Origin of the sequence: Citrobacter sp. Cpo032 (assembly GCF_030332975.1) — a bacterium.
Lineage (GTDB): Bacteria > Pseudomonadota > Gammaproteobacteria > Enterobacterales > Enterobacteriaceae > Citrobacter > Citrobacter portucalensis.
The window spans coordinates 1-23,336 of record NZ_JAOWGU010000043.1 but is presented as its reverse complement, the minus strand read 5'-3'; the positions used below and the strand labels follow the sequence as shown (position 1 = coordinate 23,336).

The window sequence follows — 23,336 nt, the reverse complement described above, 5'->3', positions numbered from 1 at the left end:
AACACTACTACGTTTTAACTGAAACAAACTGGAGACTGTCATGGAAAACCTGAATATGGATCTGCTGTACATTGCTGCCGCTGTGATGATGGGTCTGGCGGCAATCGGTGCTGCGATCGGTATCGGCATCCTCGGGGGTAAATTCCTGGAAGGCGCAGCGCGTCAACCGGATCTGATTCCTCTGCTGCGTACTCAGTTCTTTATCGTTATGGGTCTGGTGGATGCAATCCCAATGATCGCTGTAGGTCTGGGTCTGTACGTGATGTTTGCTGTCGCGTAGTAAGCGTTGCTTGAATTAAGAGCAATATCAGAACGTTAACTAGATAGAGGCATTGTGCTGTGAATCTTAACGCAACAATCCTCGGCCAGGCCATCGCGTTTGTCCTGTTCGTTCTGTTCTGCATGAAGTACGTATGGCCGCCATTAATGGCTGCCATCGAAAAACGTCAAAAAGAAATTGCTGACGGCCTTGCTTCTGCAGAACGAGCACATAAGGATCTTGACCTTGCAAAGGCCAGCGCGACCGACCAGCTGAAAAAAGCGAAGGCGGAAGCTCAGGTAATCATTGAGCAGGCGAACAAACGCCGTGCTCAGATCCTGGACGAAGCTAAAACTGAAGCAGAGCAGGAACGTACTAAAATCGTGGCACAGGCGCAGGCGGAAATTGACGCCGAGCGTAAACGTGCTCGCGAAGAGCTGCGTAAGCAAGTTGCTATCCTGGCTGTTGCTGGCGCCGAGAAGATCATCGAACGTTCCGTGGATGAAGCTGCTAATAGCGACATCGTGGACAAACTTGTCGCTGAACTGTAAGGAGGGAGGGGCTGATGTCTGAATTTATTACGGTAGCTCGCCCCTACGCCAAAGCAGCTTTTGACTTTGCCGTTGAGCACCAAAGCATTGACCGTTGGCAGGATATGTTGACGTTCGCCGCTGAGGTGACAAAAAACGAACAAATGGCAGAGCTTCTCTCTGGCGCGCTGGCGCCGGAAACGCTCGCTGAGTCGTTTATCGCCGTGTGCGGTGAGCAGCTGGACGAAAGCGGCCAAAACCTGATTAGGGTTATGGCTGAAAATAACCGTCTGAATGCGCTCCCGGATGTTCTTGAGCAGTTTATTCACCTGCGTGCAGCCAGTGAGGCTATCTCTGAGGTAGAAGTCACTTCTGCCAATGCACTGAGTGATGAACAGCTTACGAAGATTAGTGCTGCGATGGAAAAACGTCTGTCACGCAAAGTTAAGCTGAATTGCAAAATCGATAAGTCTGTAATGGCAGGCGTAATCATCCGAGCGGGTGATATGGTCATTGATGGCAGCGTACGCGGCCGTCTTGAGCGCCTTGCAGACGTCTTGCAGTCTTAAGGGGACTGGAGCATGCAACTGAATTCCACCGAAATCAGCGAACTGATCAAGCAGCGCATTGCTCAGTTCAGTGTTGTGAGCGAAGCTCATAACGAAGGTACTATTGTTTCTGTAAGTGACGGTGTTATCCGCATTCACGGCCTGGCCGATTGTATGCAGGGTGAGATGATTTCCCTGCCGGGTAACCGTTACGCTATCGCACTGAACCTGGAGCGCGACTCCGTAGGTGCAGTTGTGATGGGTCCATACGCTGACCTCGCCGAAGGCATGAAGGTTAAGTGTACGGGTCGTATTCTGGAAGTTCCGGTTGGCCGTGGCCTGCTGGGTCGTGTGGTGAACACTCTGGGTTCCCCGATTGACGGTAAAGGTCCGGTTGATAACGATGGCTTCTCGCCAATCGAAGTTATCGCACCAGGCGTAATCGAACGTCAGTCCGTCGACCAGCCAGTACAGACCGGTTATAAATCTGTTGATGCCATGATCCCAATCGGTCGTGGCCAGCGTGAGCTGATCATCGGTGACCGTCAGACAGGTAAAACTGCGATGGCAATCGATGCCATCATCAACCAGCGTGATTCCGGCATCAAATGTGTGTACGTGGCTATCGGCCAGAAAGCGTCCACCATTTCCAACGTGGTTCGTAAACTGGAAGAACACGGCGCACTGTCCAACACCATCGTTGTTGTGGCGACCGCGTCTGAATCTGCTGCACTGCAATACCTGGCACCATATGCCGGTTGCGCAATGGGCGAATACTTCCGTGACCGCGGTGAAGATGCACTGATCGTTTACGATGACCTGTCTAAACAGGCTGTTGCTTACCGTCAGGTTTCCCTGCTGCTGCGTCGTCCGCCAGGACGTGAAGCATTCCCGGGCGACGTATTTTACCTCCACTCCCGTCTGCTGGAACGCGCATCCCGCGTAAACGCGGAATACGTTGAGAAGTTCACCAATGGTGAAGTTAAAGGTAAAACCGGCTCCCTGACCGCTCTGCCGATTATCGAAACCCAGGCGGGTGACGTTTCTGCGTTCGTTCCGACCAACGTAATTTCCATTACCGATGGTCAGATCTTCCTGGAAACCAACCTGTTTAACTCCGGTATTCGTCCGGCAGTTAACCCGGGTATCTCCGTATCTCGTGTTGGTGGTGCAGCGCAGACCAAGATCATCAAGAAACTGTCCGGTGGTATTCGTACCGCTCTGGCACAGTATCGTGAACTGGCAGCGTTTTCTCAGTTCGCTTCCGACCTGGATGAAGCTACTCGTAAGCAGCTGAGCCATGGTCAGAAAGTAACTGAACTGCTGAAGCAGAAACAGTATGCGCCAATGTCTGTTGCACAGCAGGGTGTGGTGCTGTTTGCGGCTGAACGCGGTTACCTCGAAGATGTGGAACTGGCGAAAATCGGTAGCTTCGAAGCCGCTCTGCTGGCTTACGTTGACCGTGACCACGCTCCGCTGATGCAAGAGATCAACCAGTCCGGTGGCTATAACGATGAAATCGAAGGCAAGCTGAAAGCTATCCTCGATTCCTTCAAGGCAACCCAGTCCTGGTAACGTCTGGCGGTCTGCTTTAGGGCGGACCGCAAGGCATTGAGGAGAAGCTCATGGCCGGCGCAAAAGAGATACGTAGTAAGATCGCAAGCGTCCAGAACACGCAGAAGATCACTAAAGCGATGGAGATGGTCGCCGCTTCCAAAATGCGTAAATCGCAGGATCGCATGGCGGCCAGCCGTCCTTATGCAGAGACCATGCGCAAAGTGATTGGTCACCTTGCGAATGGTAATCTGGAATATAAGCACCCTTACCTGGAAGAACGCGACGTTAAACGCGTGGGCTACCTGGTGGTGTCGACCGACCGTGGTCTGTGCGGTGGCTTGAACATTAACCTGTTCAAAAAGCTGCTGGCGGATATGAAAACATGGTCCGATAAAGGCGTTCAGTGCGATATCGCAATGATTGGCTCTAAGGGCGTGTCTTTCTTTAACTCCGTTGGCGGAAACGTGATCGCTCAGGTAACCGGCATGGGGGATAACCCTTCCCTGTCCGAACTGATCGGTCCGGTTAAAGTGATGCTGCAGGCCTACGATGAAGGTCGTCTGGACAAACTGTACGTTGTCAGCAACAAATTTATTAACACCATGTCTCAGACGCCAACCATCACTCAACTGCTGCCTCTGCCGGCATCAGATGATGATGAATTGAAGCGTAAATCCTGGGATTACCTGTATGAGCCAGACCCGAAAGCGCTGCTGGATACCTTGCTGCGTCGTTATGTCGAGTCTCAGGTTTATCAGGGCGTGGTAGAAAACCTGGCCAGCGAGCAGGCCGCACGTATGGTGGCGATGAAAGCCGCGACCGACAATGGCGGCAGCCTGATTAAAGAGCTGCAGTTGGTATACAACAAAGCTCGTCAGGCCAGCATTACTCAGGAACTCACCGAAATCGTCGGTGGTGCATCCGCGGTATAACCAGGTTAATTCGTAGAGGATTCAAGATGGCTACTGGAAAAATTGTCCAGGTAATCGGCGCCGTGGTTGACGTCGAATTCCCTCAGGATGCCGTACCGCGCGTGTACGATGCTCTTGAGGTTATGAATGGTAAAGAGAGCCTGGTGCTGGAAGTTCAGCAGCAGCTCGGCGGCGGTATCGTACGTACCATCGCCATGGGTTCTTCCGACGGTCTGCGTCGTGGTCTGGAAGTTAAAGACCTCGAACACCCGATCGAAGTCCCGGTAGGTAAAGCAACCCTGGGTCGTATCATGAACGTCCTGGGTCACCCGATCGACATGAAAGGCGATATCGGTGAAGAAGAGCGTTGGGCTATCCACCGCGCAGCACCTTCCTACGAAGAGCTGTCCAGCTCTCAGGAACTGCTGGAAACCGGCATCAAAGTTATCGACCTGATGTGTCCGTTCGCTAAGGGCGGTAAAGTCGGTCTGTTCGGTGGTGCGGGTGTAGGTAAAACCGTAAACATGATGGAGCTGATCCGTAACATCGCGATCGAACACTCCGGTTACTCCGTGTTTGCGGGCGTAGGTGAACGTACTCGTGAGGGTAACGACTTCTACCACGAAATGACCGACTCCAACGTACTGGACAAAGTGTCCCTGGTATATGGCCAGATGAACGAGCCGCCGGGAAACCGTCTGCGCGTTGCACTGACCGGTCTGACCATGGCTGAGAAGTTCCGTGACGAAGGTCGTGACGTTCTGCTGTTCGTTGATAACATCTACCGTTACACCCTGGCCGGTACAGAAGTATCTGCACTGCTGGGTCGTATGCCATCAGCGGTAGGCTACCAGCCGACCCTGGCGGAAGAGATGGGTGTTCTTCAGGAACGTATCACCTCTACCAAAACCGGTTCTATCACCTCCGTTCAGGCGGTATACGTACCTGCGGATGACTTGACTGACCCGTCCCCAGCAACCACCTTTGCTCACTTGGATGCAACCGTGGTACTGAGCCGTCAGATCGCTTCTCTGGGTATCTACCCGGCAGTTGACCCGCTGGACTCCACCAGCCGTCAGTTGGATCCGCTGGTTGTTGGTCAGGAACACTACGATACCGCGCGTGGCGTACAGTCCCTGCTGCAGCGTTATCAGGAACTGAAAGACATCATCGCCATCCTGGGTATGGATGAACTGTCTGAAGAAGATAAACTGGTGGTAGCACGTGCGCGTAAGATCCAGCGCTTCCTGTCCCAGCCGTTCTTCGTTGCGGAAGTATTCACCGGTTCTCCGGGTAAATACGTTTCCCTGAAAGACACCATCCGTGGCTTTAAAGGCATCATGGAAGGCGAATACGACCACCTGCCAGAGCAGGCGTTCTACATGGTTGGTTCTATCGACGAAGCCGTGGAAAAAGCCAAAAAACTTTAACGCCTTAATCGGAGGGTGATATGGCAATGACTTACCACCTGGACGTCGTCAGCGCAGAGCAACAAATGTTCTCTGGTCTGGTCGAGAAAATCCAGGTAACGGGTAGTGAAGGTGAACTGGGTATTTTCCCGGGTCACGCACCGCTGCTCACCGCCATTAAGCCTGGTATGATCCGCATCGTTAAACAGTTCGGTCATGAAGAGTTTATCTATCTGTCCGGCGGCATTCTCGAAGTGCAGCCTGGCAGCGTGACCGTACTGGCTGATACCGCGATTCGCGGACAGGATCTCGATGAAGCGAGAGCCCTGGAAGCGAAGCGTAAGGCTGAAGAGCATATCAAGAGCTCTCATGGTGACGTGGATTACGCTCAGGCATCTGCGGAACTGGCCAAAGCGATCGCGAAACTGCGCGTTATCGAGTTGACCAAAAAAGCGATGTAACACCGGCTTGAAAAGCACAAAGGCCAGTCTGGTTTCCAGGCTGGCTTTTTTTATGGCTTGGTTACAGGAAATATGTAAATAAAAAGCAGTTTTATTATTTCGTGATTTAGATCATAAAAATATTGATTGGTTAAAAAATGAGGCGTAGACTCTTTTTTATGTGATGTATGTCACATAATGAACTCAGATAAAAAAAGAGATACCAACATGAAATTGATCAACAAAATCATCGCCCTGTTCAGCAATATGAGTTTTTAGTCTTTCCCCGCCAGCTCTGTGGCGCGAAGCTTAATGCGGTTTATCAGCTAGCGTCATCGTCATTAAATCCCCCTCCTTCGCTGTATCATTTGTTCTCTATCATTCCTCCCCTCAATTTTCCCAACCCGTTTTTCTGCTTCTCACTGAATCACATAAATAAAATCGTACTATGCTGATGTAATGCTTTATTCATGCGGTAAAAAAATAGCAAAAACATTAACCTAAGGCTTTAATAAGAGCAGACTCCTGGTTTTTGGGAGACAAAAGACGCAGATATAGACGAAAATAGTGAGTTATCAGATGGGGAATCCCCCCTGTTGAACGTTTTATCTTCGGTCCATTTCACGCTGAAAAAAATGTAGTATTTTCAATGTGAAACGGTATAAATTCGTTCTCAAATTACAGTCAGGACGTGTATGTTGAATAATGCTATGAGCGTTGTGATCCTTGCCGCAGGCAAAGGCACGCGTATGTATTCCGATCTTCCTAAAGTGCTGCACACCCTCGCAGGAAAGCCGATGGTTCAGCATGTCATTGATGCAGCTAATGAATTAGGTGCGACTCATGTACACCTTGTCTACGGACACGGTGGTGATCTGCTTAAGCAAACGCTGAAAGATGGCAATCTGAATTGGGTTCTGCAGGCTGAGCAGTTGGGTACCGGCCATGCAATGCAGCAGGCGGCGCCATTCTTTAGTGATGACGAAGACATTTTAATGCTCTATGGAGATGTGCCGCTGATCTCTACCGATACCTTACGTCGCCTGCGTGAAGCCAAACCGCAGGGTGGTATCGGTTTGTTAACGGTAAAACTGGACGACCCATCCGGCTATGGGCGTATTACCCGTGATAACGGCAAAGTTACTGGCATTGTTGAGCATAAAGATGCAACCGACGAGCAGCGTCAAATCCAGGAAATCAACACTGGCATTCTGATTGCCAACGGCGCTGACATGAAGCGTTGGCTGTCTAAACTGACCAACAACAACGTGCAGGGTGAATACTACATCACCGATATCATCGCGATGGCGTATCAGGAAGGACGTGAAATTGCGGCAGTACATCCGGCACGAATCAGTGAAACGGAAGGGGTAAATAACCGCCTTCAGTTATCCCGTCTGGAACGTGTGTATCAGTCCGAGCAGGCAGAAAAACTGCTGCTGGCGGGCGTGATGCTGCGCGATCCTGCACGTTTTGATCTTCGCGGTACGCTGATTCACGGGCGCGATGTTGAAATTGATACTAACGTTATCATTGAAGGTAACGTAACCGTTGGAGATCGCGTCAAGATTGGCGCTGGCTGTATCATCAAAAACAGCGTGATTGGTGAGGGGTGTGAGCTTAGCCCGTACAGTGTGGTGGAAGATGCCCATCTGGAAGCCGCTTGCACCATCGGTCCATTCGCGCGTCTGCGCCCGGGTGCAGAGCTGCAGGAAGGCGCACACGTGGGTAACTTCGTCGAAATGAAAAAAGCGCGTCTGGGTAAAGGCTCTAAAGCTGGTCATTTGACCTATCTGGGCGATGCGGAAATTGGCGATAACGTGAATATCGGCGCGGGTACGATCACCTGCAATTACGATGGCGCGAATAAATTTAAAACCATTATTGGCGATGATGTGTTTGTCGGTTCTGATACTCAGCTGGTGGCACCTGTCACCGTGGGTAAAGGTGCGACGATTGCAGCAGGAACCACCGTAACGCGTAATGTCGCTGATAACGAATTGGTATTAAGCCGTGTACCTCAGGTCCATAAACAGGGCTGGCAGCGTCCGGTGAAGAAGAAGTAATTTATTTTTGCCGGATGGCGGCTTTGCCTTATCCGGCCTACGTGCGGTGACGTTCTGTAGGCCTGATAAGCGTGAGCGCCATCAGGCAGACAAGAGATGAGGGGATAATATAATCCTCCGCTCAACAAGCAGTACCTATAAAAATAACCCCACTCTCTACAAGGCTCGGGGCGCCCGGAATACGGGTATCAGGTTGACCGACAACGACAGGCACAATGCCTAAATTCGGAATCAAAAAATATGTGTGGAATTGTTGGCGCTATCGCGCAGCGTGATGTAGCTGAAATCCTTCTCGAAGGTTTACGTCGTCTGGAATATCGTGGTTATGACTCTGCTGGTCTGGCCGTTGTCGATGCTGAAGGCAACATGACCCGTCTGCGTCGTTTGGGTAAAGTGCAGATGCTGACTGCTGCTGCGGAAGAACATCCGCTGCATGGTGGTACTGGTATTGCTCACACCCGCTGGGCGACACACGGTGAACCTTCAGAAGCGAACGCGCATCCCCATGTTTCTGAACACATTGTTGTGGTGCATAACGGCATCATTGAAAACCATGAACCACTGCGTGAGCTGTTGAAAACGCGTGGCTACACCTTTGTTTCTGAAACCGACACCGAAGTGATTGCTCACCTGGTGCACTGGGAGCTGGAACAGGGTGGTACGCTGCGTGAAGCCGTGCTGCGCACTATTCCGCAGCTGCGCGGTGCCTACGGCACGGTGATCATGGATACCCGTAACCCGGAAACCCTGCTGGCGGCCCGTTCTGGCAGCCCGCTGGTGATTGGTCTGGGTATGGGTGAGAACTTTATCGCTTCCGATCAGCTGGCACTGCTGCCGGTAACCCGTCGCTTCATCTTCCTGGAAGAGGGCGACATCGCGGAAGTAACCCGTCGTTCGGTCTCTATTTTCGACAAGTCTGGCGCGGAAGTGAAACGTCAGGATATCGAATCTAATCTGCAATACGATGCGGGCGAAAAAGGTATTTATCGCCACTACATGCAGAAAGAGATCTACGAACAGCCGAACGCAATTAAAAACACGCTGACCGGCCGTATCAGCCACGGTGAAGTGGATTTAAGCGAGCTGGGTTCGCATGCCAACGAGCTGCTGTCTCAGGTTGAGCATATCCAGATTATCGCCTGCGGTACGTCGTACAACTCCGGTATGGTGTCCCGCTACTGGTTTGAATCGTTGGCTGGCATTCCTTGTGATGTCGAAATTGCTTCCGAATTCCGCTATCGCAAATCCGCCGTGCGTCGTAACAGCCTGATGATCACTCTTTCCCAGTCTGGTGAAACGGCAGATACCCTGGCGGGTCTGCGCTTATCCAAAGAGTTGGGCTATCTGGGCTCGCTGGCTATTTGTAACGTACCGGGCTCTTCTCTGGTGCGCGAATCCGACCTGGCGATGATGACTAATGCCGGTACCGAAATCGGCGTGGCCTCCACGAAAGCATTTACCACTCAGCTGACCGTTCTGCTGATGCTGGTGGCGAAACTGTCTCGTCTGAAAGGCCTGGATGTGGCTATTGAGCAGGAAATCGTTCACGGTCTGCAGGCGCTGCCGAGCCGTATTGAGCAGATGCTGTCTCAGGACAAACGCATTGCCGCTCTGGCTGAAGGATTCTCTGATAAACACCATGCGCTGTTCCTGGGCCGCGGCGATCAGTACCCGATTGCGCTGGAAGGCGCGCTGAAGCTGAAAGAGATCTCGTATATTCACGCTGAAGCATATGCCGCAGGCGAACTGAAACACGGTCCGCTGGCGCTGATTGATGCCGATATGCCGGTTATCGTGGTTGCGCCGAACAACGAACTGCTGGAAAAACTGAAGTCCAACATTGAAGAAGTTCGCGCCCGTGGTGGTCAACTGTACGTCTTTGCTGACCAGGATGCTGGCTTTACCAGCAGCGAAAATATGCACATCATTGAGATGCCGCATGTGGAAGAGGTGATTGCACCGATCTTCTATACCGTTCCGCTGCAGTTGCTGGCGTATCATGTGGCGCTGATTAAAGGCACCGACGTGGATCAGCCGCGTAACCTGGCGAAGTCGGTTACCGTAGAGTAATCCGTACCTAACTGAACTGAAAATGCCCTGCTATAAGCGGGGCATTTTTTTAAACTTGTTCTGTTTTTAATCAATTATCCCGCCTGTTTTATGTGACAAACCGTCATCTTCAGCTACTGTTTGCAGTGTCATAAAAAGAAAATTTTAGCGAAATGTTATTGTCATGGTAATGGTTAACGTTTTGTTTTAAATGTATTTTTAGGTAAATAACTTCTCGTATTTTTCATTGTCATAAAACTGTCATATTTCGTACATTTAACTGTCACCTGTTTGTCCTATTTTGCTCACAGTAGCAACTCAAACAACGATTTACGAAAACCGTGCAGGAGACATTATGAAAGTTATGCGTACCACTGTCGCAACTGTTGTCGCCGCGACCTTATCCATGAGCGCGTTCTCTGCGTTTGCAGCAGCGAGCCTGACAGGTGCAGGTGCAACCTTCCCTGCGCCAGTGTATGCCAAATGGGCAGATACCTATCAGAAAGAGACCGGTAGCAAAGTAAACTACCAGGGTATCGGCTCCTCCGGTGGTGTAAAACAAATTACGGCCAATACCGTTGATTTCGGCGCTTCTGATGCCCCGCTGTCTGACGAGAAACTGGCACAAGAAGGCCTGTTCCAGTTCCCGACCGTTATCGGCGGTGTGGTGCTGGCGGTGAATATCCCTGGACTGAAATCCGGCGAGCTGGTGCTTGATGGTAAAACGCTGGGCGACATCTACCTCGGTAAAATTAAGAAGTGGGATGACGAAGCCATCACCAAACTGAACCCAGGTCTGAAGCTGCCTTCGCAAAATATCGCTGTTGTGCGCCGCGCTGATGGTTCCGGTACTTCCTTCGTCTTCACTAGCTACCTGGCGAAAGTGAACGAAGAGTGGAAATCTAAAATTGGTTCTGGCTCTACCGTAAACTGGCCGACCGGTCTGGGCGGTAAAGGTAACGACGGTATCGCCGCGTTCGTACAGCGTCTGCCGGGTTCTATCGGTTACGTTGAGTACGCTTACGCTAAGCAGAACAACCTGGCGTACACCAAGCTGGTCTCTGCTGATGGTAAACCGGTAAGCCCGACCGAAGAAAACTTTGCCAACGCCGCTAAAGGCGCTGACTGGAGCAAAACTTTCGCTCAGGATCTGACTAACCAGAAAGGTGACGATGCGTGGCCAATCACTTCCACCACCTTCATCCTCGTCCATAAAGAGCAGAAGAAGCCTGAGCAGGGCGTTGAAGTGCTGAAATTCTTCGACTGGGCATACAAAAATGGTGGCAAACAGGCTAATGACCTGGATTACGCCAGCCTGCCGGACAGCGTGGTTGAGCAGATTCGTGCTGCATGGAAGACCAACGTGAAAGACAGCAGCGGTAAAGCGCTGTACTAATAGAATATCTTTAACGAGTTGGCGGATGGCGCTACGCTTATCCGCCCTACAGTTCCGACTGTAGGCCCAATTTGTAGGCCGGATAAGCGTAGCGCCATCCGGCAGGGCAATTTCGTAAACGCGTTTAACTTAAAGAGTGATTTATGGCTGCAACCAAGCCTGCTTTTAACCCACCGGGTAAAAAGGGTGACATGATATTCAGCGCGCTGGTAAAACTGGCTGCGCTGATTGTGCTATTGATGTTGGGTGGCATTATTGTCTCTCTGGTTATCTCCTCCTGGCCAAGCATACAGAAATTTGGTTTCTCCTTTTTGTGGACCAAAGACTGGGATGCGCCGAACGATATCTACGGCGCGCTGGTACCGATTTACGGTACGCTGGTCACCTCGTTTATTGCATTGCTGATTGCCGTTCCGGTGAGTTTCGGCATTGCGCTGTTCCTGACTGAACTTGCACCCGGTTGGCTGCGTCGTCCGCTGGGTATCGCTATTGAACTGCTGGCAGCAATTCCGAGTATCGTATACGGCATGTGGGGCCTGTTTATCTTTGCCCCGCTGTTTGCGACGTACTTCCAGGAGCCGGTCGGAAACATCCTTTCCAACATTCCGTTTGTTGGTGCACTGTTCGCTGGCCCGGCGTTTGGTATCGGTATTCTGGCGGCTGGTGTGATCCTCGCTATCATGATCATTCCGTACATTGCTGCGGTTATGCGTGATGTGTTCGAACAAACGCCGGTGCTTATGAAAGAGTCAGCCTACGGCATCGGCTGTACCACCTGGGAAGTTATCTGGCGTATCGTCCTGCCGTTCACCAAAAATGGTGTGATCGGTGGTGTGATGCTGGGTCTGGGCCGCGCGCTGGGTGAAACCATGGCGGTGACCTTTATCATTGGTAACACCTACCAGCTCGATAGCGCCTCGCTGTACATGCCGGGCAACAGTATTACCTCTGCGCTGGCGAATGAATTTGCCGAAGCGGAATCGGGGCTGCACGTTGCTGCGTTGATGGAACTGGGTCTGATTCTGTTTGTGATCACCTTCATCGTACTGGCGGCGTCTAAGTTCATGATCATGCGCCTTGCGAAGAACGAGGGGGCACGCTAATGGCTACGCTTGAAATGCAAAACACCACTGCGCTGGCGGAGTCCCGCCGTAAAATGCAGGCACGTCGCCGTCTGAAGAACCGCATCGCGCTGACGCTCTCTATGGCGACCATGGCGTTCGGTCTGTTCTGGCTCATTTGGATCCTGATGTCCACGATCACCCGTGGTATTGACGGTATGTCGCTGGCGCTGTTCACCGAAATGACGCCTCCGCCGAATACAGCGGGTGGTGGTCTGGCGAACGCCCTGGCCGGTAGCGGACTGTTAATTCTGTGGGCGACCGTGTTTGGTACTCCGCTTGGCATTATGGCGGGTATCTACCTGGCAGAGTACGGACGTAAGTCCTGGCTGGCTGAGGTTATCCGCTTTATCAATGACATTCTGCTGTCTGCGCCATCAATCGTGGTCGGTCTGTTCGTTTACACCATCGTGGTAGCAAAAATGGAGCACTTCTCTGGCTGGGCGGGCGTTATCGCGCTGGCGCTGCTGCAGGTGCCCATTGTTATCCGTACCACGGAGAACATGCTCAAGCTGGTGCCGGATAGCCTGCGTGAAGCTGCCTATGCACTGGGTACGCCGAAATGGAAGATGATTTCTGCGATCACCCTGAAGGCGTCTGTCTCGGGGATCATTACAGGTGTTCTGTTAGCGATTGCTCGTATCGCAGGTGAAACGGCTCCGCTGCTGTTTACGTCGCTCTCCAACCAGTTCTGGAGCACCGACATGATGCAGCCTATCGCCAACCTGCCGGTCACTATCTTTAAGTTTGCTATGAGCCCGTTTGCTGAGTGGCAGCAACTGGCCTGGGCCGGGGTACTGATTATTACCCTGTGCGTACTGCTGCTGAACATTCTGGCGCGCGTCATTTTCGCGAAGAAGAAACACGGTTAATTTTTACGGCGTGGCTGATGCGGCGCCGGATGAGGAAGAGATTGAAATGAGTATGGTTGATACTGCTCCGGGTAAGATTCAGGTTCGTGATTTGAACTTCTACTATGGCAAATTCCATGCCCTGAAGAACATCAACCTGGATATAGCTAAAAACCAGGTAACGGCGTTTATCGGGCCGTCAGGCTGTGGTAAATCGACGCTGCTGCGTACGTTCAACAAAATGTTTGAACTGTACCCGGAGCAGCGTGCGGAAGGTGAAATCCTGCTGGATGGCGACAATATTCTCACCAATACCCAGGATATCGCTCTGCTGCGTGCCAAAGTGGGCATGGTATTTCAGAAGCCGACGCCGTTCCCGATGTCCATTTACGACAACATTGCTTTTGGCGTACGTCTGTTTGAGAAACTCTCGCGTGCAGATATGGACGAGCGTGTGCAGTGGGCATTGACCAAGGCCGCATTGTGGAACGAAACCAAAGATAAATTACACCAGAGCGGGTACTCTCTCTCGGGTGGTCAGCAGCAGCGCCTGTGTATTGCGCGTGGTATCGCCATTCGCCCGGAAGTGCTTCTGCTTGATGAGCCATGTTCAGCGCTCGACCCTATTTCTACCGGGCGTATCGAAGAGCTGATCACTGAGCTAAAAGAGGATTACACCGTCGTTATCGTTACCCACAACATGCAGCAGGCTGCGCGTTGTTCCGATCACACGGCATTTATGTACCTGGGCGAGTTGATTGAGTTCAGCAACACGGACGATCTGTTCACCAAGCCCGCGAAGAAACAAACTGAAGATTACATCACCGGTCGTTACGGCTGATTCAGGAGCTTGTTGTGGATAACCTTAACCTTAATAAACATATTTCCGGCCAGTTCAATGCAGAGCTGGAAAGCATCCGTACCCAGGTGATGACCATGGGCGGCATGGTCGAGCAGCAGCTTTCTGATGCAATCACGGCGATGCACAACCAGGACAGCGAGCTGGCGAAGCGCGTCATTGAAGGCGATAAGAACGTTAACATGATGGAAGTGGCGATCGACGAAGCCTGCGTGCGTATCATCGCCAAGCGTCAACCGACAGCGAGCGACCTGCGTCTGGTGATGGCGATTATCAAAACCATCGCTGAGCTGGAACGTATTGGCGACGTGGCGGACAAAATTTGCCGTACCGCGCTGGAGAAGTTCTCGCAACAGCACCAGCCTCTGCTGGTAAGCCTGGAATCACTGGGCCGCCACACCGTACAAATGCTGCATGACGTGCTGGATGCGTTTGCGCGTATGGATCTGGACGAAGCAGTGCGTATTTATCGCGAAGATAAGAAAGTTGACCAGGAATATGAAGGCATCGTGCGTCAGCTGATGACTTATATGATGGAAGACCCACGTACCATTCCAAGCGTGCTGACCGCGCTGTTCTGCGCACGTTCCATCGAACGTATCGGTGACCGCTGCCAGAATATCTGCGAATACATCTTCTACTTCGTGAAGGGACAAGACTTCCGTCACGTGGGCGGGGATGAGCTGGATAAGCTGCTGGCGGGCAAAGATCCGAAGGAATAAGCAGTTTGTTGCGTTCGCCGGGATCCCCCGGCGTCGCTATTGTAGGCCGGATAAGGCGTTACGCCGCATCCGGCATTCTGCGCCATTCACCTGATGGCGCTTTGCTTATCGGGCCTACTGTTTATTCGACGATATTCCAACCCCGCGCCTTCCACAATTCCGGCAATTGTGCCAGATCGGTAAACGTCGTCACTTTTGGATGATCGATCGGTTTGTTATGCGGATCGGCGCAGAAGTAGAACACCTCCATCCCGGCGGCAATCCCCGCCTGCGCGCCTGCGCTGGAATCATCAACCAGAATGCAGTTCTCAACATTAACGTCCATCGCTTTCGCCGCATGGAACATCAGGGCCGGATCGGGCTTCCAACGCTGAATATCGTAGCCGCTGAACAGTAAATCAGGGAAATGGTGCAACATGCCCAGCTTACCCAGCGAATGCTGCATTTTGCTGACCGGACCGTTAGAGACCACACACATTGGTACGGCCATGCTGTCCAGTAGCGCATTGGCACCGGCAATCACCTCCAGTTCCGTATCGAACAGACGTGCGACCTCAGCGCGGTAAACCGGTTCTAAATCGGCTTTTGCCAGTTCGACACCGTGCTCTTCGTTGATAATGTCGATGATCTCGTACAGCTTTACCCCCTTGAAGCGTTTGAAAATTTCTTCAAGATCGAGCGTAATGCCAAACGCCTGGAACATGCTGACATACGCGCGAGAACAAATCACTTCACTGTCGACAAGGGTACCGTCACAGTCAAAAAATACGGCTTCTATCTGGGACATGTCATTTCCGTTTTAACAAGTTTAACGTTTTCGTAATGCATTATTGGGCGACGCAATCGTTGCCGTATAAGCAAAATCAATGAAAAAAGTTGCTCATAACCCAACCCTATTGTCGCATTTTGGTATAGGATAGCGACGAATTTTCCCTCCTTGTTCGGAAATTGATAATGAGTCAACAACACACAACCCAGGCTTCTGGCCAGGGGATGCTGGAACGCGTGTTCAAACTGCGCGAACATGGCACGACGGCACGGACCGAAGTGATCGCCGGTTTAACGACCTTCCTGACGATGGTGTATATCGTTTTTGTTAACCCGCAAATTCTTGGCGTGGCTGGCATGGATACCAGCGCTGTCTTTGTTACCACCTGCCTTATTGCTGCATTTGGTAGCATCCTGATGGGCCTGTTTGCCAACCTGCCGGTCGCACTTGCGCCTGCTATGGGCCTGAACGCATTCTTCGCTTTCGTGGTCGTTGGCGCGATGGGGCTGTCATGGCAGATTGGTATGGGCGCTATCTTCTGGGGCGCTGTTGGTCTGCTGCTGCTGACGATTTTCCGCGTTCGTTACTGGATGATTGCCAATATCCCGGTTAGCCTGCGTGTGGGGATCACCAGTGGTATTGGTCTGTTCATCGGCATGATGGGACTGAAAAACGCCGGTGTTATCGTCGCCAACAAAGACACGCTGGTGTCTATCGGTAACCTGACGTCCCACAGCGTACTGCTCGGTATCCTGGGCTTCTTTATCATCGCGATTCTGGCGTCACGTAACATTCACGCGGCGGTGCTGATTTCTATCATCGTAACCACGCTGCTGGGTTGGATGCTGGGCGATGTTCATTACAACGGTATCGTTTCTGCGCCACCGAGCGTGATGTCTGTTATCGGACATGTCGACCTGGCCGGTTCGTTTAACATTGGCCTGGCGGGTGTGATTTTCTCGTTCATGCTGGTTAATCTGTTCGACTCCTCCGGTACGCTGATTGGCGTTACGGATAAAGCCGGTCTGGCTGATGCGAAGGGCAAGTTCCCGCGCATGAAGCAAGCGCTGTATGTGGATAGCGTGTCGTCGGTTACCGGGGCGTTTATCGGGACTTCTTCCGTCACTGCGTATATCGAATCTTCTTCCGGGGTTTCGGTCGGTGGACGTACCGGTCTGACCGCCGTGGTCGTTGGTCTGCTGTTCCTGCTGGTTATCTTCCTGTCGCCGCTGGCGGGGATGGTACCGGGTTATGCAGCCGCTGGTGCGCTGATTTACGTTGGCGTCCTGATGACATCAAGCCTGTCGCGCGTGAAGTGGGATGACCTTACAGAAGCGGTTCCGGCGTTTATTACTGCCGTGATGATGCCATTTAGCTTCTCAATTACCGAAGGTATTGCGCTGGGCTTTATTTCTTACTGCGTGATGAAGATTGGTACCGGACGTTTCCGCGATCTCAGCCCGTGCGTCATCATTGTCGCGCTGCTGTTTGTGCTGAAGATTGTGTTTATCGACGCGCACTAATCGTTGTTTATTTGCCCATATATCAACAAGCCCGGCATATCGCCGGGCTTTTTCTTTTACGCTTTCACGCGCTGAATGTAGTCGCCAAATGCGGTCAATTGACCGGTCAGATGGTCCAGCGTGCTTTGGTCGATCACTTCACCTGTCTGCGGGTCTACTTTGTTCTGAATGACGCCGCCCATAAATTCCGGCTTGTTCATTACCATGGCGTCGAGGAATACCAGGATCTGACGCAGATGATACTGGCAGCGCGCGCCGCCAATAGCGCCCATAGAACTGGTCTGGATCAGCACCGGCTTACCCGATAATGGCTGATCGGGCAGGCGGGACAGCCAGTCAATGGCGTTCTTCAGTCCGCCCGGAACAGAATAGTTATATTCAGGAGTGACGATGACGACACCGTCAGCCTTTCTGATTTGCTCAGCCAGTGCTTCTACGCTGGCCGGAAAACCCTCTTCCTGTTGGAGGTCGGCATCGTACAGAGGGATATCACCAATCGACGGCAGCGCGTTCACTTCCATTCCCGCTGGAGCAATCTTGGGCAGCGTACGGGCAACCATTCCATTAAACGAACCTTTGCGCAGACTTCCCAGTAACGTAACAACATTCAATGTTTCAGACATGGTGGCTCCTGTTTCATCATGAAGGTTAAATCAAAGCGTATGGCTCTTCGCTGCACATAATTGAGAGAACCGGATCAGACGACCCGTTGGCTCATTGGCGCGAGTCTGGATATCAGGCAAAATTTTCCAGTCCTGTTTACCATCAAACTCCCAAACTTTGAGTTTTTCAATGGTTGGCGTAACCGCAACTGACCACACCAGTACATCTTCCGCATCGCAAATGGCTTCAACCTGCGCCACATGGGCACATTTCAGGCGCCCTGCGCCGGGTAAAAGCTGGAGCTCGCGCGGATCGTCATTGCACACATCGCCAGTGAGTTTGAGTACGCTCTGGCGCAATGTAATGAGCTGCGCTCGTGCTTCGTTGGGGTCGTTTTGGTTATTGATCCACAGGTTTTCGTTACTGGAGAAGCGCCACGTTTCCGCTGAATTTGGATTGTGAAACCCGCGGGTGGCCCGCTGAAGTTCCATATCCAGGCCGCACGTTCCTTCAGTTGTTAGCACAACGCCGACGATATTTCCGGCATAGGAAATCGAAAAACCCGGCAGGTTCTTATCGCGAAAAACGGGCTTACCTTTGGCCTGAGTAACAATTTCGGGCAGCGTGCTGGTGCCGTAAAGCATAAACATCAGTTCAGCGAGAAGACTTCGGGATGCCAGGAAACGTGTCCGGCGATGAGCGGGTAGACCTCTTGCTTCGATATGACATGGAGAAGGGAGGCGAGCTGAAATCAGGTGTCCCTCCGTAAGAATCCCTCTGGCAAAATGTGTCGCCATTTGTCGCTCCGTGATTAATGGTCCGTGATTATTACCAGAGTAACATTTACACGGCTTCCGGGCAGGCTTTGCTGCCCAAAAACTAAGCGAAAATGGGAGACATTACGCGATATTTACATTTCTGTTGCCAGAATGGTCGATTTAGCAACACCAAAATGAAGGATCGTCAGGAGATATCGCGATAAAGCGCCTTGATCGTGTCTTTTAGCCAGACGATCTTAGGATTGTGGCTGTTGCGTTTATGCCAAAGAAGAGTGAACGGTACGCGCATTTTTTCCAGTTGCGCCGTATCAAATGGCATTGGCCGTGCAACGAGTGGAAGCTGGTGGAGTTGGTTATAACGCTGGCAATAGACCGGTGCGGTGGCTATCAGCGCGTGATCCGGCTGCGCGGCCATAAACAGCGATTGCTCAAAACCGGGCAGACATAACGCGATATTGCGTGCGCGTCCCATTTCTTGCAGGACTTCATCCAGCGCCCATGTATCGCTTTGCTCCCAGCTAATGCTGATATGCGGATAGCGCAGAAAGGTGTCCAGATTCCACTCTTCCTGCAGTGCGGGATGATCTTCACGTAGCCAGACGCAGGGCAGATCGGAAAACAGCACTTCATGGTCGATCGACAATGGCAACAAACTCAGCAGTTCGCGCGAACGCGGATGACTTTCGCGCCCGGTAAAGCCAATATCCACTTCACCGCGAATAATGGCATCCAGCGAGTCATAGTCCCAGTTGCGTATTTTGATTGTTGCCTGGGGATAGCGCTGATAAATCTGCTGGGAGAGCGCATTGAACATGATCATCACTAACGGCGTTTCGGCCGCCAGATCAAACTTCAGCCCGCGTGGAGACTCATGGTGCGGCTTATCGAGCAACTGATTGCCCATCTGCATCCATTCAGCCAGGCTCTGCTCCATGCTGACCATCAGCGGCGTCGGCGATAGCCCCAGCGGGGTGTTCACAAACAAGGGATCATCAAACCAGGTCCGCAGCTTCGACAGCGACTTACTGACCGCCGACGGTGTGACGTTCATCCGTTTGGCGGTTTTAGTGACGCTGCGTTCCTGCATCAACAGCTGCAGGCAGAGCAATAAATTAAGATCGAGACTGCTGAGGGATTTCTTCATGAGTTGGCGCGGACCGGTTAGGTGCAACAGTGATAATCAGCATGATACTCACTATGCTACAGCCAATCAGAATCCCGATCAGCATATTCAGCGCATCAAGGCCAAGAACCGCCGCCAGCCAAATCCACAGCGAGGAACCGCAAACCTGCGCAATACCTAATGCCGAGCTGGCGACGCCCGCGCGCAGCGAGAACGGCCCAAGCGCCTGGCTCATCGCAACACCGAAGCCGACCGAGAATCCGGCGCAGATTAACGTCAGCCCGAAAAGCGTTACTGCGTGTGAAGTGGCAAGGGTTAACACCACGCCGGCACACAGAAACAGCACCTGTGAGGTCAGCATCAGAACGCGAGGCTTAAATACGCTCAGAGCAAATGGCGTAGAGAAAGAGACCGCCATACTGATGCCTGCGGTCATGGCCATCGTGGTGGCGTACTCACCACGGTCGAAGCCCATCACTTCCATCAGCAGCACCGGAGACGTATTCACGAAGGTCAGGATCACCGACACGCTGAGGGTGGTAATGGCCAGACGGCTTAAGAAAAAGCGGTTTACCAGTGATTCGGTTGTGTGGCTCTTTTCCGTCGTCGCCATAAGCGTTGCTGGGCGCGATTCTTGCAGGACAAACACCGACAGCAGGCAAACAGCCACACCCATTCCCATCATCGTGTAGAACAGGCTCTGCCACGGGTATTTGAGCATGATCAGATGCCCCATCACCGGAGCCAGAACCGGCACGATACAGGTAATACCGTTCAACAACGACAGTACCTTCGCCCGGCGGCGATCGTCGAGTGTGTCGCGCAGGATGGCGAAAGCCACCACGTAGCAACAGCCCGCACCTACGCCCTGAATAAAACGACCTATGAGGAATGGCGTACCGCTTTCGGCGAAAGAACATAGCGCAGAGGCGAAAATAAAGATGAGTGCGCCGACTATGGCGACCGGTTTGCGACCTGACTGGTCGGCAATTTTACCGGCGAACAGCATCGCCGTCGCCATTCCTGCCAGATATACCGAAAACGCGATATGCAGTTGCGCCTCGCTGGCCTGTAAATCGGCAGCAATACGGGGCAGCCCCACCAGATACATATCAATACCGGCAGGATAAAGAAGAACCAGGGCGAAGCTGCAGATTAGAAAGCGTGTCATAGCGACCTCATAAGAAATGTGGCGCTAAGCATACGGTCAGAGAGTCAACTGCACGAGTTGCCATTTGGACAACAGTGATTTCCTGTTAGGAAATTATTATTGATTCGGAATGTATTTATATTGGTTAAGAAATGTGCGAGATAAGATGAATTAAATATAACCATGCAAAGTTAAAGGGATTAGTGTGGAAATAGTTGGTGATAATACTTGTGTTACGAGTATAAACCCGAAAGGAAAAATCGTTTACTGTCGTGGAGAGCAGCATAAATACTGGCTTGAACTGCAGTTCGTCGATGAGAACAACATTCCTGTATGCGGACTTAATGTCAGGCTGGAATATCGTCCTCTGACATCATCAGTGTGGCATCAGCATGAAAACAGCTACAACCCAACGCCTCCCCCCAACCCTCCGGCGGGCGTTACCGACAATCAAGGATTGGTCCGGTTTGATGATCTTTACTGGATAACTGTAGACGTTAAGACGGATGGGCAGCAACTGGCTGACGAGATGACACTGCGGCCACTGGGCGTCAGGCGTAATCCTAACAGCCAGCCAGAGAGTAAAAATATGTTCTGGTCGGGCCTCCGTGACAATAGCTGGCGATCGAATGTACAGGAAATAACAGAAGCGGCTAATCATGTGTATCACTATGTCACTATCGGGGAGTTATGCGACCGCCTGCCGTTGATTGAAGGCTGGGATGAACCGGAGGCTCCGGAATTCCATTTCCCACCGAATCGCTCCTTGAAGGGGACGGAGATCCCCTGCGAGTTACTGGAAAAAAGACACGTTATTGAAATCTGTCCATTTCGGGCATGGGTATTGGCATTGCACGACACAAAAGACTATGACCTCGCCAACGCACTGAATCTCGGTATTATGGCTGACCTGGTTTATGCGGCAGAAAAAGATAATAAAACTATCAACTATTTCTTCCGGAATAAGTGTCAGGATCTATCATGCATTCCTCAGTTTGCTGAATTTCCTTCCTGGTACCACACGTTGGCGGTCGATGTTCCTTTTCATGACCGCTATCTCCCACCAGTGTATCTGAGCACGAAAGATAGTGATCAACCGGAGGGAGACTCCCGACTCTTTACGGTGGAATGTGGCACGCATGTGCTGGTTGCATGGTGCGGGACTGATAGTCTGTTGAATGTGCTAACTGATTTATCATTTGCACCAAAACGTTGCCTGCCGGAACTGGCTGGGGCGGGAAATGTTCATGGAGGATTTCTGGAGGCTTATGAGCTAGCTAAACGGAAATTCAAGGAACAGCTAGATTCTGTTAAAGCAATGTTAGATAAAGAGAAAAAACTTTTTATCTGCGGGCATAGCTTAGGCGGTGCGTTAGCATTGCTATATGCAGGAGAGATGAAAACCAACCAGCCTATACTGTATACCTACGGAATGCCGCGTACATTTACCCGTGCGGCCATATCTTTTCTGGACAGCATTACCCATTACCGGCACGTCAACGACAATGACTCAATTACACAAATCCCTCCGGATGCTGATTTGGATAACGCTTTTTATAAGAAATGGGGACTGCTGGGAGACAAGCTGGGGTTTGACTGGTCACTGACGACTGCTGCCGGTCTTGGGGGCGCAGTTCGGGATCTGACTTATCAGTCTGTGGGACTTGTAGATAAAAAAGATCCTTACTGGCATCACGGTAAAACGGTGGTTTTTTTCTTGGCTGAGCAGTGTTCAATGCGGGTTGCCAGCCCGAACCACAAAACTCTACTTGATGGACAGATCTACACGCGCCATTTTGTGGGGGTGAAACTATATCTGGTTCCTTCTCTGAATGATGAATGTCTGAAATCTAGCGGTAAGCATCAGGAAACGTTCATCCAGTGCCTCGCACCGCATGCTCTGACAAAGACCTTTCCGAAAAATACCAATCCAACGCTGAACGGTTTAGGTACGGACCCGCAAAACCATTCGATGGCGCACCGCTATTTGCCCTACATCCATAATCAACTGCTTGAACTGGCAAATCCGGAGCTAAAGATGAGAAGAAAAGAAATGCGGATGCGCTTTCGCGATGAGGTTGAGAAAAGTGCATCCAGTAACGGGCAGCCGGATGAGTTCCAGCGTAACCGTGAATTTCTGATGCTTCAGGATTTACTGCCGATAGCCCTGCAACTCACGGAGTCTGATGTAATTGGCCGCAATGCCCTGACCCGTTTCGCGGCGGTGACGGAGGAAAGCGTTGAATTATTTTAATAGAATTAACGTCATTGTGTTAACTATCGCACTACTTTGTGGGTGCAGAGATAAGACAGATCAGACGCTTTCCCCTCCTGATAATGCCCGACGTGTCAGCGTTTCATTCCGGATGCCAGAGGGCATCACTCTAATGCCGATGCAGGTTTTTTACCGCTCTGAAAAGTGTATGGATAAAAGCTATAACTCCAGCTTTGAATCTTACCCTGTCCGGGGATACAACGGTTTTACGCAGCCTTTCGTCCGGCAGGGTATGGGGGGGCTGTGGCAGATCAGTATTGCCATTGATGGTGGCGGGCCGTGCCAGTGGCAGCTAAATTCACTGAGAGTAAGTTTCAGGATTGCGGATAATATTCCACTGGTGAAAGGAAAAGAAGTCATTGAGACCAGTTATATCTTTGATTTTGGAGATTATGG

At 51.6% G+C, this 23,336-nt stretch carries 21 protein-coding genes and 1 pseudogene; 17 read left to right on the top strand and 5 right to left on the bottom strand.

Annotation, left to right across the window (positions count from 1 at the left end):
* Positions 1 to 40 precede the first annotated feature (40 nt).
* From atpE to phoU, 14 genes are all read left to right on the top strand, one after another.
* Positions 41 to 280 (top strand): F0F1 ATP synthase subunit C, encoded by a 240-nt coding sequence (gene atpE / locus OGY33_RS11100; protein WP_003023794.1) that lies wholly within the window; start codon positions 41 to 43, stop codon positions 278 to 280.
* Between the two features lie 59 nt (positions 281 to 339).
* On the top strand, positions 340 to 810 hold the full coding sequence (atpF, locus tag OGY33_RS11095; RefSeq protein WP_003827022.1) for a F0F1 ATP synthase subunit B: 471 nt from the start codon (positions 340 to 342) through the stop codon (positions 808 to 810).
* 14 nt (positions 811 to 824) lie between these two features.
* Entirely contained in the window at positions 825 to 1,358 is a 534-nt protein-coding gene (atpH, locus tag OGY33_RS11090) for a F0F1 ATP synthase subunit delta (RefSeq protein ID WP_003827024.1), read from the top strand.
* 12 nt (positions 1,359 to 1,370) lie between these two features.
* Positions 1,371 to 2,912 (top strand): F0F1 ATP synthase subunit alpha, encoded by a 1,542-nt coding sequence (atpA, locus tag OGY33_RS11085; protein WP_003827026.1) that lies wholly within the window; start codon positions 1,371 to 1,373, stop codon positions 2,910 to 2,912.
* Positions 2,913 to 2,962: 50 nt separating this feature from the next.
* The gene (gene atpG, locus OGY33_RS11080) at positions 2,963 to 3,826 is read left to right on the top strand and encodes a F0F1 ATP synthase subunit gamma (protein WP_006687765.1); all 864 of its coding nucleotides are present in this window, start codon (positions 2,963 to 2,965) and stop codon (positions 3,824 to 3,826) included.
* Between the two features lie 26 nt (positions 3,827 to 3,852).
* A complete protein-coding gene (gene atpD / locus OGY33_RS11075; protein ID WP_003023806.1) occupies positions 3,853 to 5,235 on the top strand; it encodes a F0F1 ATP synthase subunit beta in 1,383 nt (460 codons plus the stop codon).
* Between the two features lie 20 nt (positions 5,236 to 5,255).
* Entirely contained in the window at positions 5,256 to 5,675 is a 420-nt protein-coding gene (locus OGY33_RS11070) for a F0F1 ATP synthase subunit epsilon (protein WP_003023809.1), read from the top strand.
* Between the two features lie 674 nt (positions 5,676 to 6,349).
* Positions 6,350 to 7,720 carry a bifunctional UDP-N-acetylglucosamine diphosphorylase/glucosamine-1-phosphate N-acetyltransferase GlmU gene (glmU, locus tag OGY33_RS11065; protein WP_008786550.1) on the top strand — a complete coding sequence of 457 codons (1,371 nt, stop codon included), beginning with the start codon at positions 6,350 to 6,352 and terminating at the stop codon, positions 7,718 to 7,720.
* A gap of 240 nt (positions 7,721 to 7,960) precedes the next feature.
* Positions 7,961 to 9,790: a glutamine--fructose-6-phosphate transaminase (isomerizing) gene (gene glmS, locus OGY33_RS11060; RefSeq protein ID WP_003827031.1), complete on the top strand. Its 1,830-nt coding sequence runs from the start codon at positions 7,961 to 7,963 to the stop codon at positions 9,788 to 9,790.
* Between the two features lie 334 nt (positions 9,791 to 10,124).
* A complete protein-coding gene (gene pstS / locus OGY33_RS11055; protein ID WP_003827033.1) occupies positions 10,125 to 11,165 on the top strand; it encodes a phosphate ABC transporter substrate-binding protein PstS in 1,041 nt (346 codons plus the stop codon).
* Positions 11,166 to 11,308: 143 nt separating this feature from the next.
* Entirely contained in the window at positions 11,309 to 12,268 is a 960-nt protein-coding gene (pstC, locus tag OGY33_RS11050) for a phosphate ABC transporter permease PstC (protein WP_008786549.1), read from the top strand.
* Positions 12,268 to 13,158 (top strand): phosphate ABC transporter permease PstA, encoded by an 891-nt coding sequence (gene pstA, locus OGY33_RS11045; protein WP_003827037.1) that lies wholly within the window; start codon positions 12,268 to 12,270, stop codon positions 13,156 to 13,158. Before pstC ends, pstA begins: the two co-directional genes overlap by 1 nt.
* A 46-nt stretch (positions 13,159 to 13,204) precedes the next feature.
* Positions 13,205 to 13,978 (top strand): phosphate ABC transporter ATP-binding protein PstB, encoded by a 774-nt coding sequence (gene pstB, locus OGY33_RS11040; protein WP_003023821.1) that lies wholly within the window; start codon positions 13,205 to 13,207, stop codon positions 13,976 to 13,978.
* A gap of 14 nt (positions 13,979 to 13,992) precedes the next feature.
* Entirely contained in the window at positions 13,993 to 14,718 is a 726-nt protein-coding gene (phoU, locus tag OGY33_RS11035; RefSeq protein ID WP_003023824.1) for a phosphate signaling complex protein PhoU, read from the top strand.
* 121 nt (positions 14,719 to 14,839) lie between these two features.
* On the opposite strand, the gene yieH is transcribed toward phoU, so the two are convergent.
* On the bottom strand, positions 14,840 to 15,505 hold the full coding sequence (gene yieH / locus OGY33_RS11030) for a 6-phosphogluconate phosphatase (protein ID WP_003827040.1): 666 nt from the start codon (positions 15,503 to 15,505) through the stop codon (positions 14,840 to 14,842).
* A 167-nt stretch (positions 15,506 to 15,672) separates the two neighbouring features.
* Between yieH and adeP the strand changes: the two genes are divergently transcribed.
* Complete coding sequence (gene adeP, locus OGY33_RS11025; RefSeq protein ID WP_003827042.1) at positions 15,673 to 17,010, top strand: adenine permease AdeP; 1,338 nt, start codon at positions 15,673 to 15,675, stop codon at positions 17,008 to 17,010.
* 56 nt (positions 17,011 to 17,066) lie between these two features.
* Here the strand turns inward: adeP and OGY33_RS11020 are convergent, their stop codons facing one another.
* From OGY33_RS11020 to OGY33_RS11005, 4 genes are all read right to left on the bottom strand, one after another.
* Positions 17,067 to 17,633: an NADPH-dependent FMN reductase gene (locus tag OGY33_RS11020; protein ID WP_003827046.1), complete on the bottom strand. Its 567-nt coding sequence runs from the start codon at positions 17,631 to 17,633 to the stop codon at positions 17,067 to 17,069.
* Between the two features lie 30 nt (positions 17,634 to 17,663).
* On the bottom strand, positions 17,664 to 18,410 hold the full coding sequence (locus tag OGY33_RS11015) for a 4'-phosphopantetheinyl transferase family protein (protein WP_191238989.1): 747 nt from the start codon (positions 18,408 to 18,410) through the stop codon (positions 17,664 to 17,666).
* A gap of 166 nt (positions 18,411 to 18,576) precedes the next feature.
* The gene (gene yidZ / locus OGY33_RS11010) at positions 18,577 to 19,536 is read right to left on the bottom strand and encodes an HTH-type transcriptional regulator YidZ (RefSeq protein WP_003827051.1); all 960 of its coding nucleotides are present in this window, start codon (positions 19,534 to 19,536) and stop codon (positions 18,577 to 18,579) included.
* Entirely contained in the window at positions 19,505 to 20,686 is a 1,182-nt protein-coding gene (locus OGY33_RS11005) for an MFS transporter (RefSeq protein ID WP_191238990.1), read from the bottom strand. Before OGY33_RS11005 ends, yidZ begins: the two co-directional genes overlap by 32 nt.
* A gap of 184 nt (positions 20,687 to 20,870) precedes the next feature.
* Here OGY33_RS11005 and OGY33_RS11000 point away from each other — a divergent pair, with 184 nt between their 5' ends.
* Together OGY33_RS11000 and OGY33_RS10995 are read left to right on the top strand one after the other, a co-directional pair.
* Positions 20,871 to 22,919, top strand: coding sequence for a lipase family protein (locus OGY33_RS11000; RefSeq protein WP_191238991.1), 2,049 nt, complete (start codon positions 20,871 to 20,873; stop codon positions 22,917 to 22,919).
* Positions 22,920 to 23,088: 169 nt separating this feature from the next.
* Positions 23,089 to 23,336: pseudogene (locus tag OGY33_RS10995) on the top strand (hypothetical protein); the annotation flags it as partial.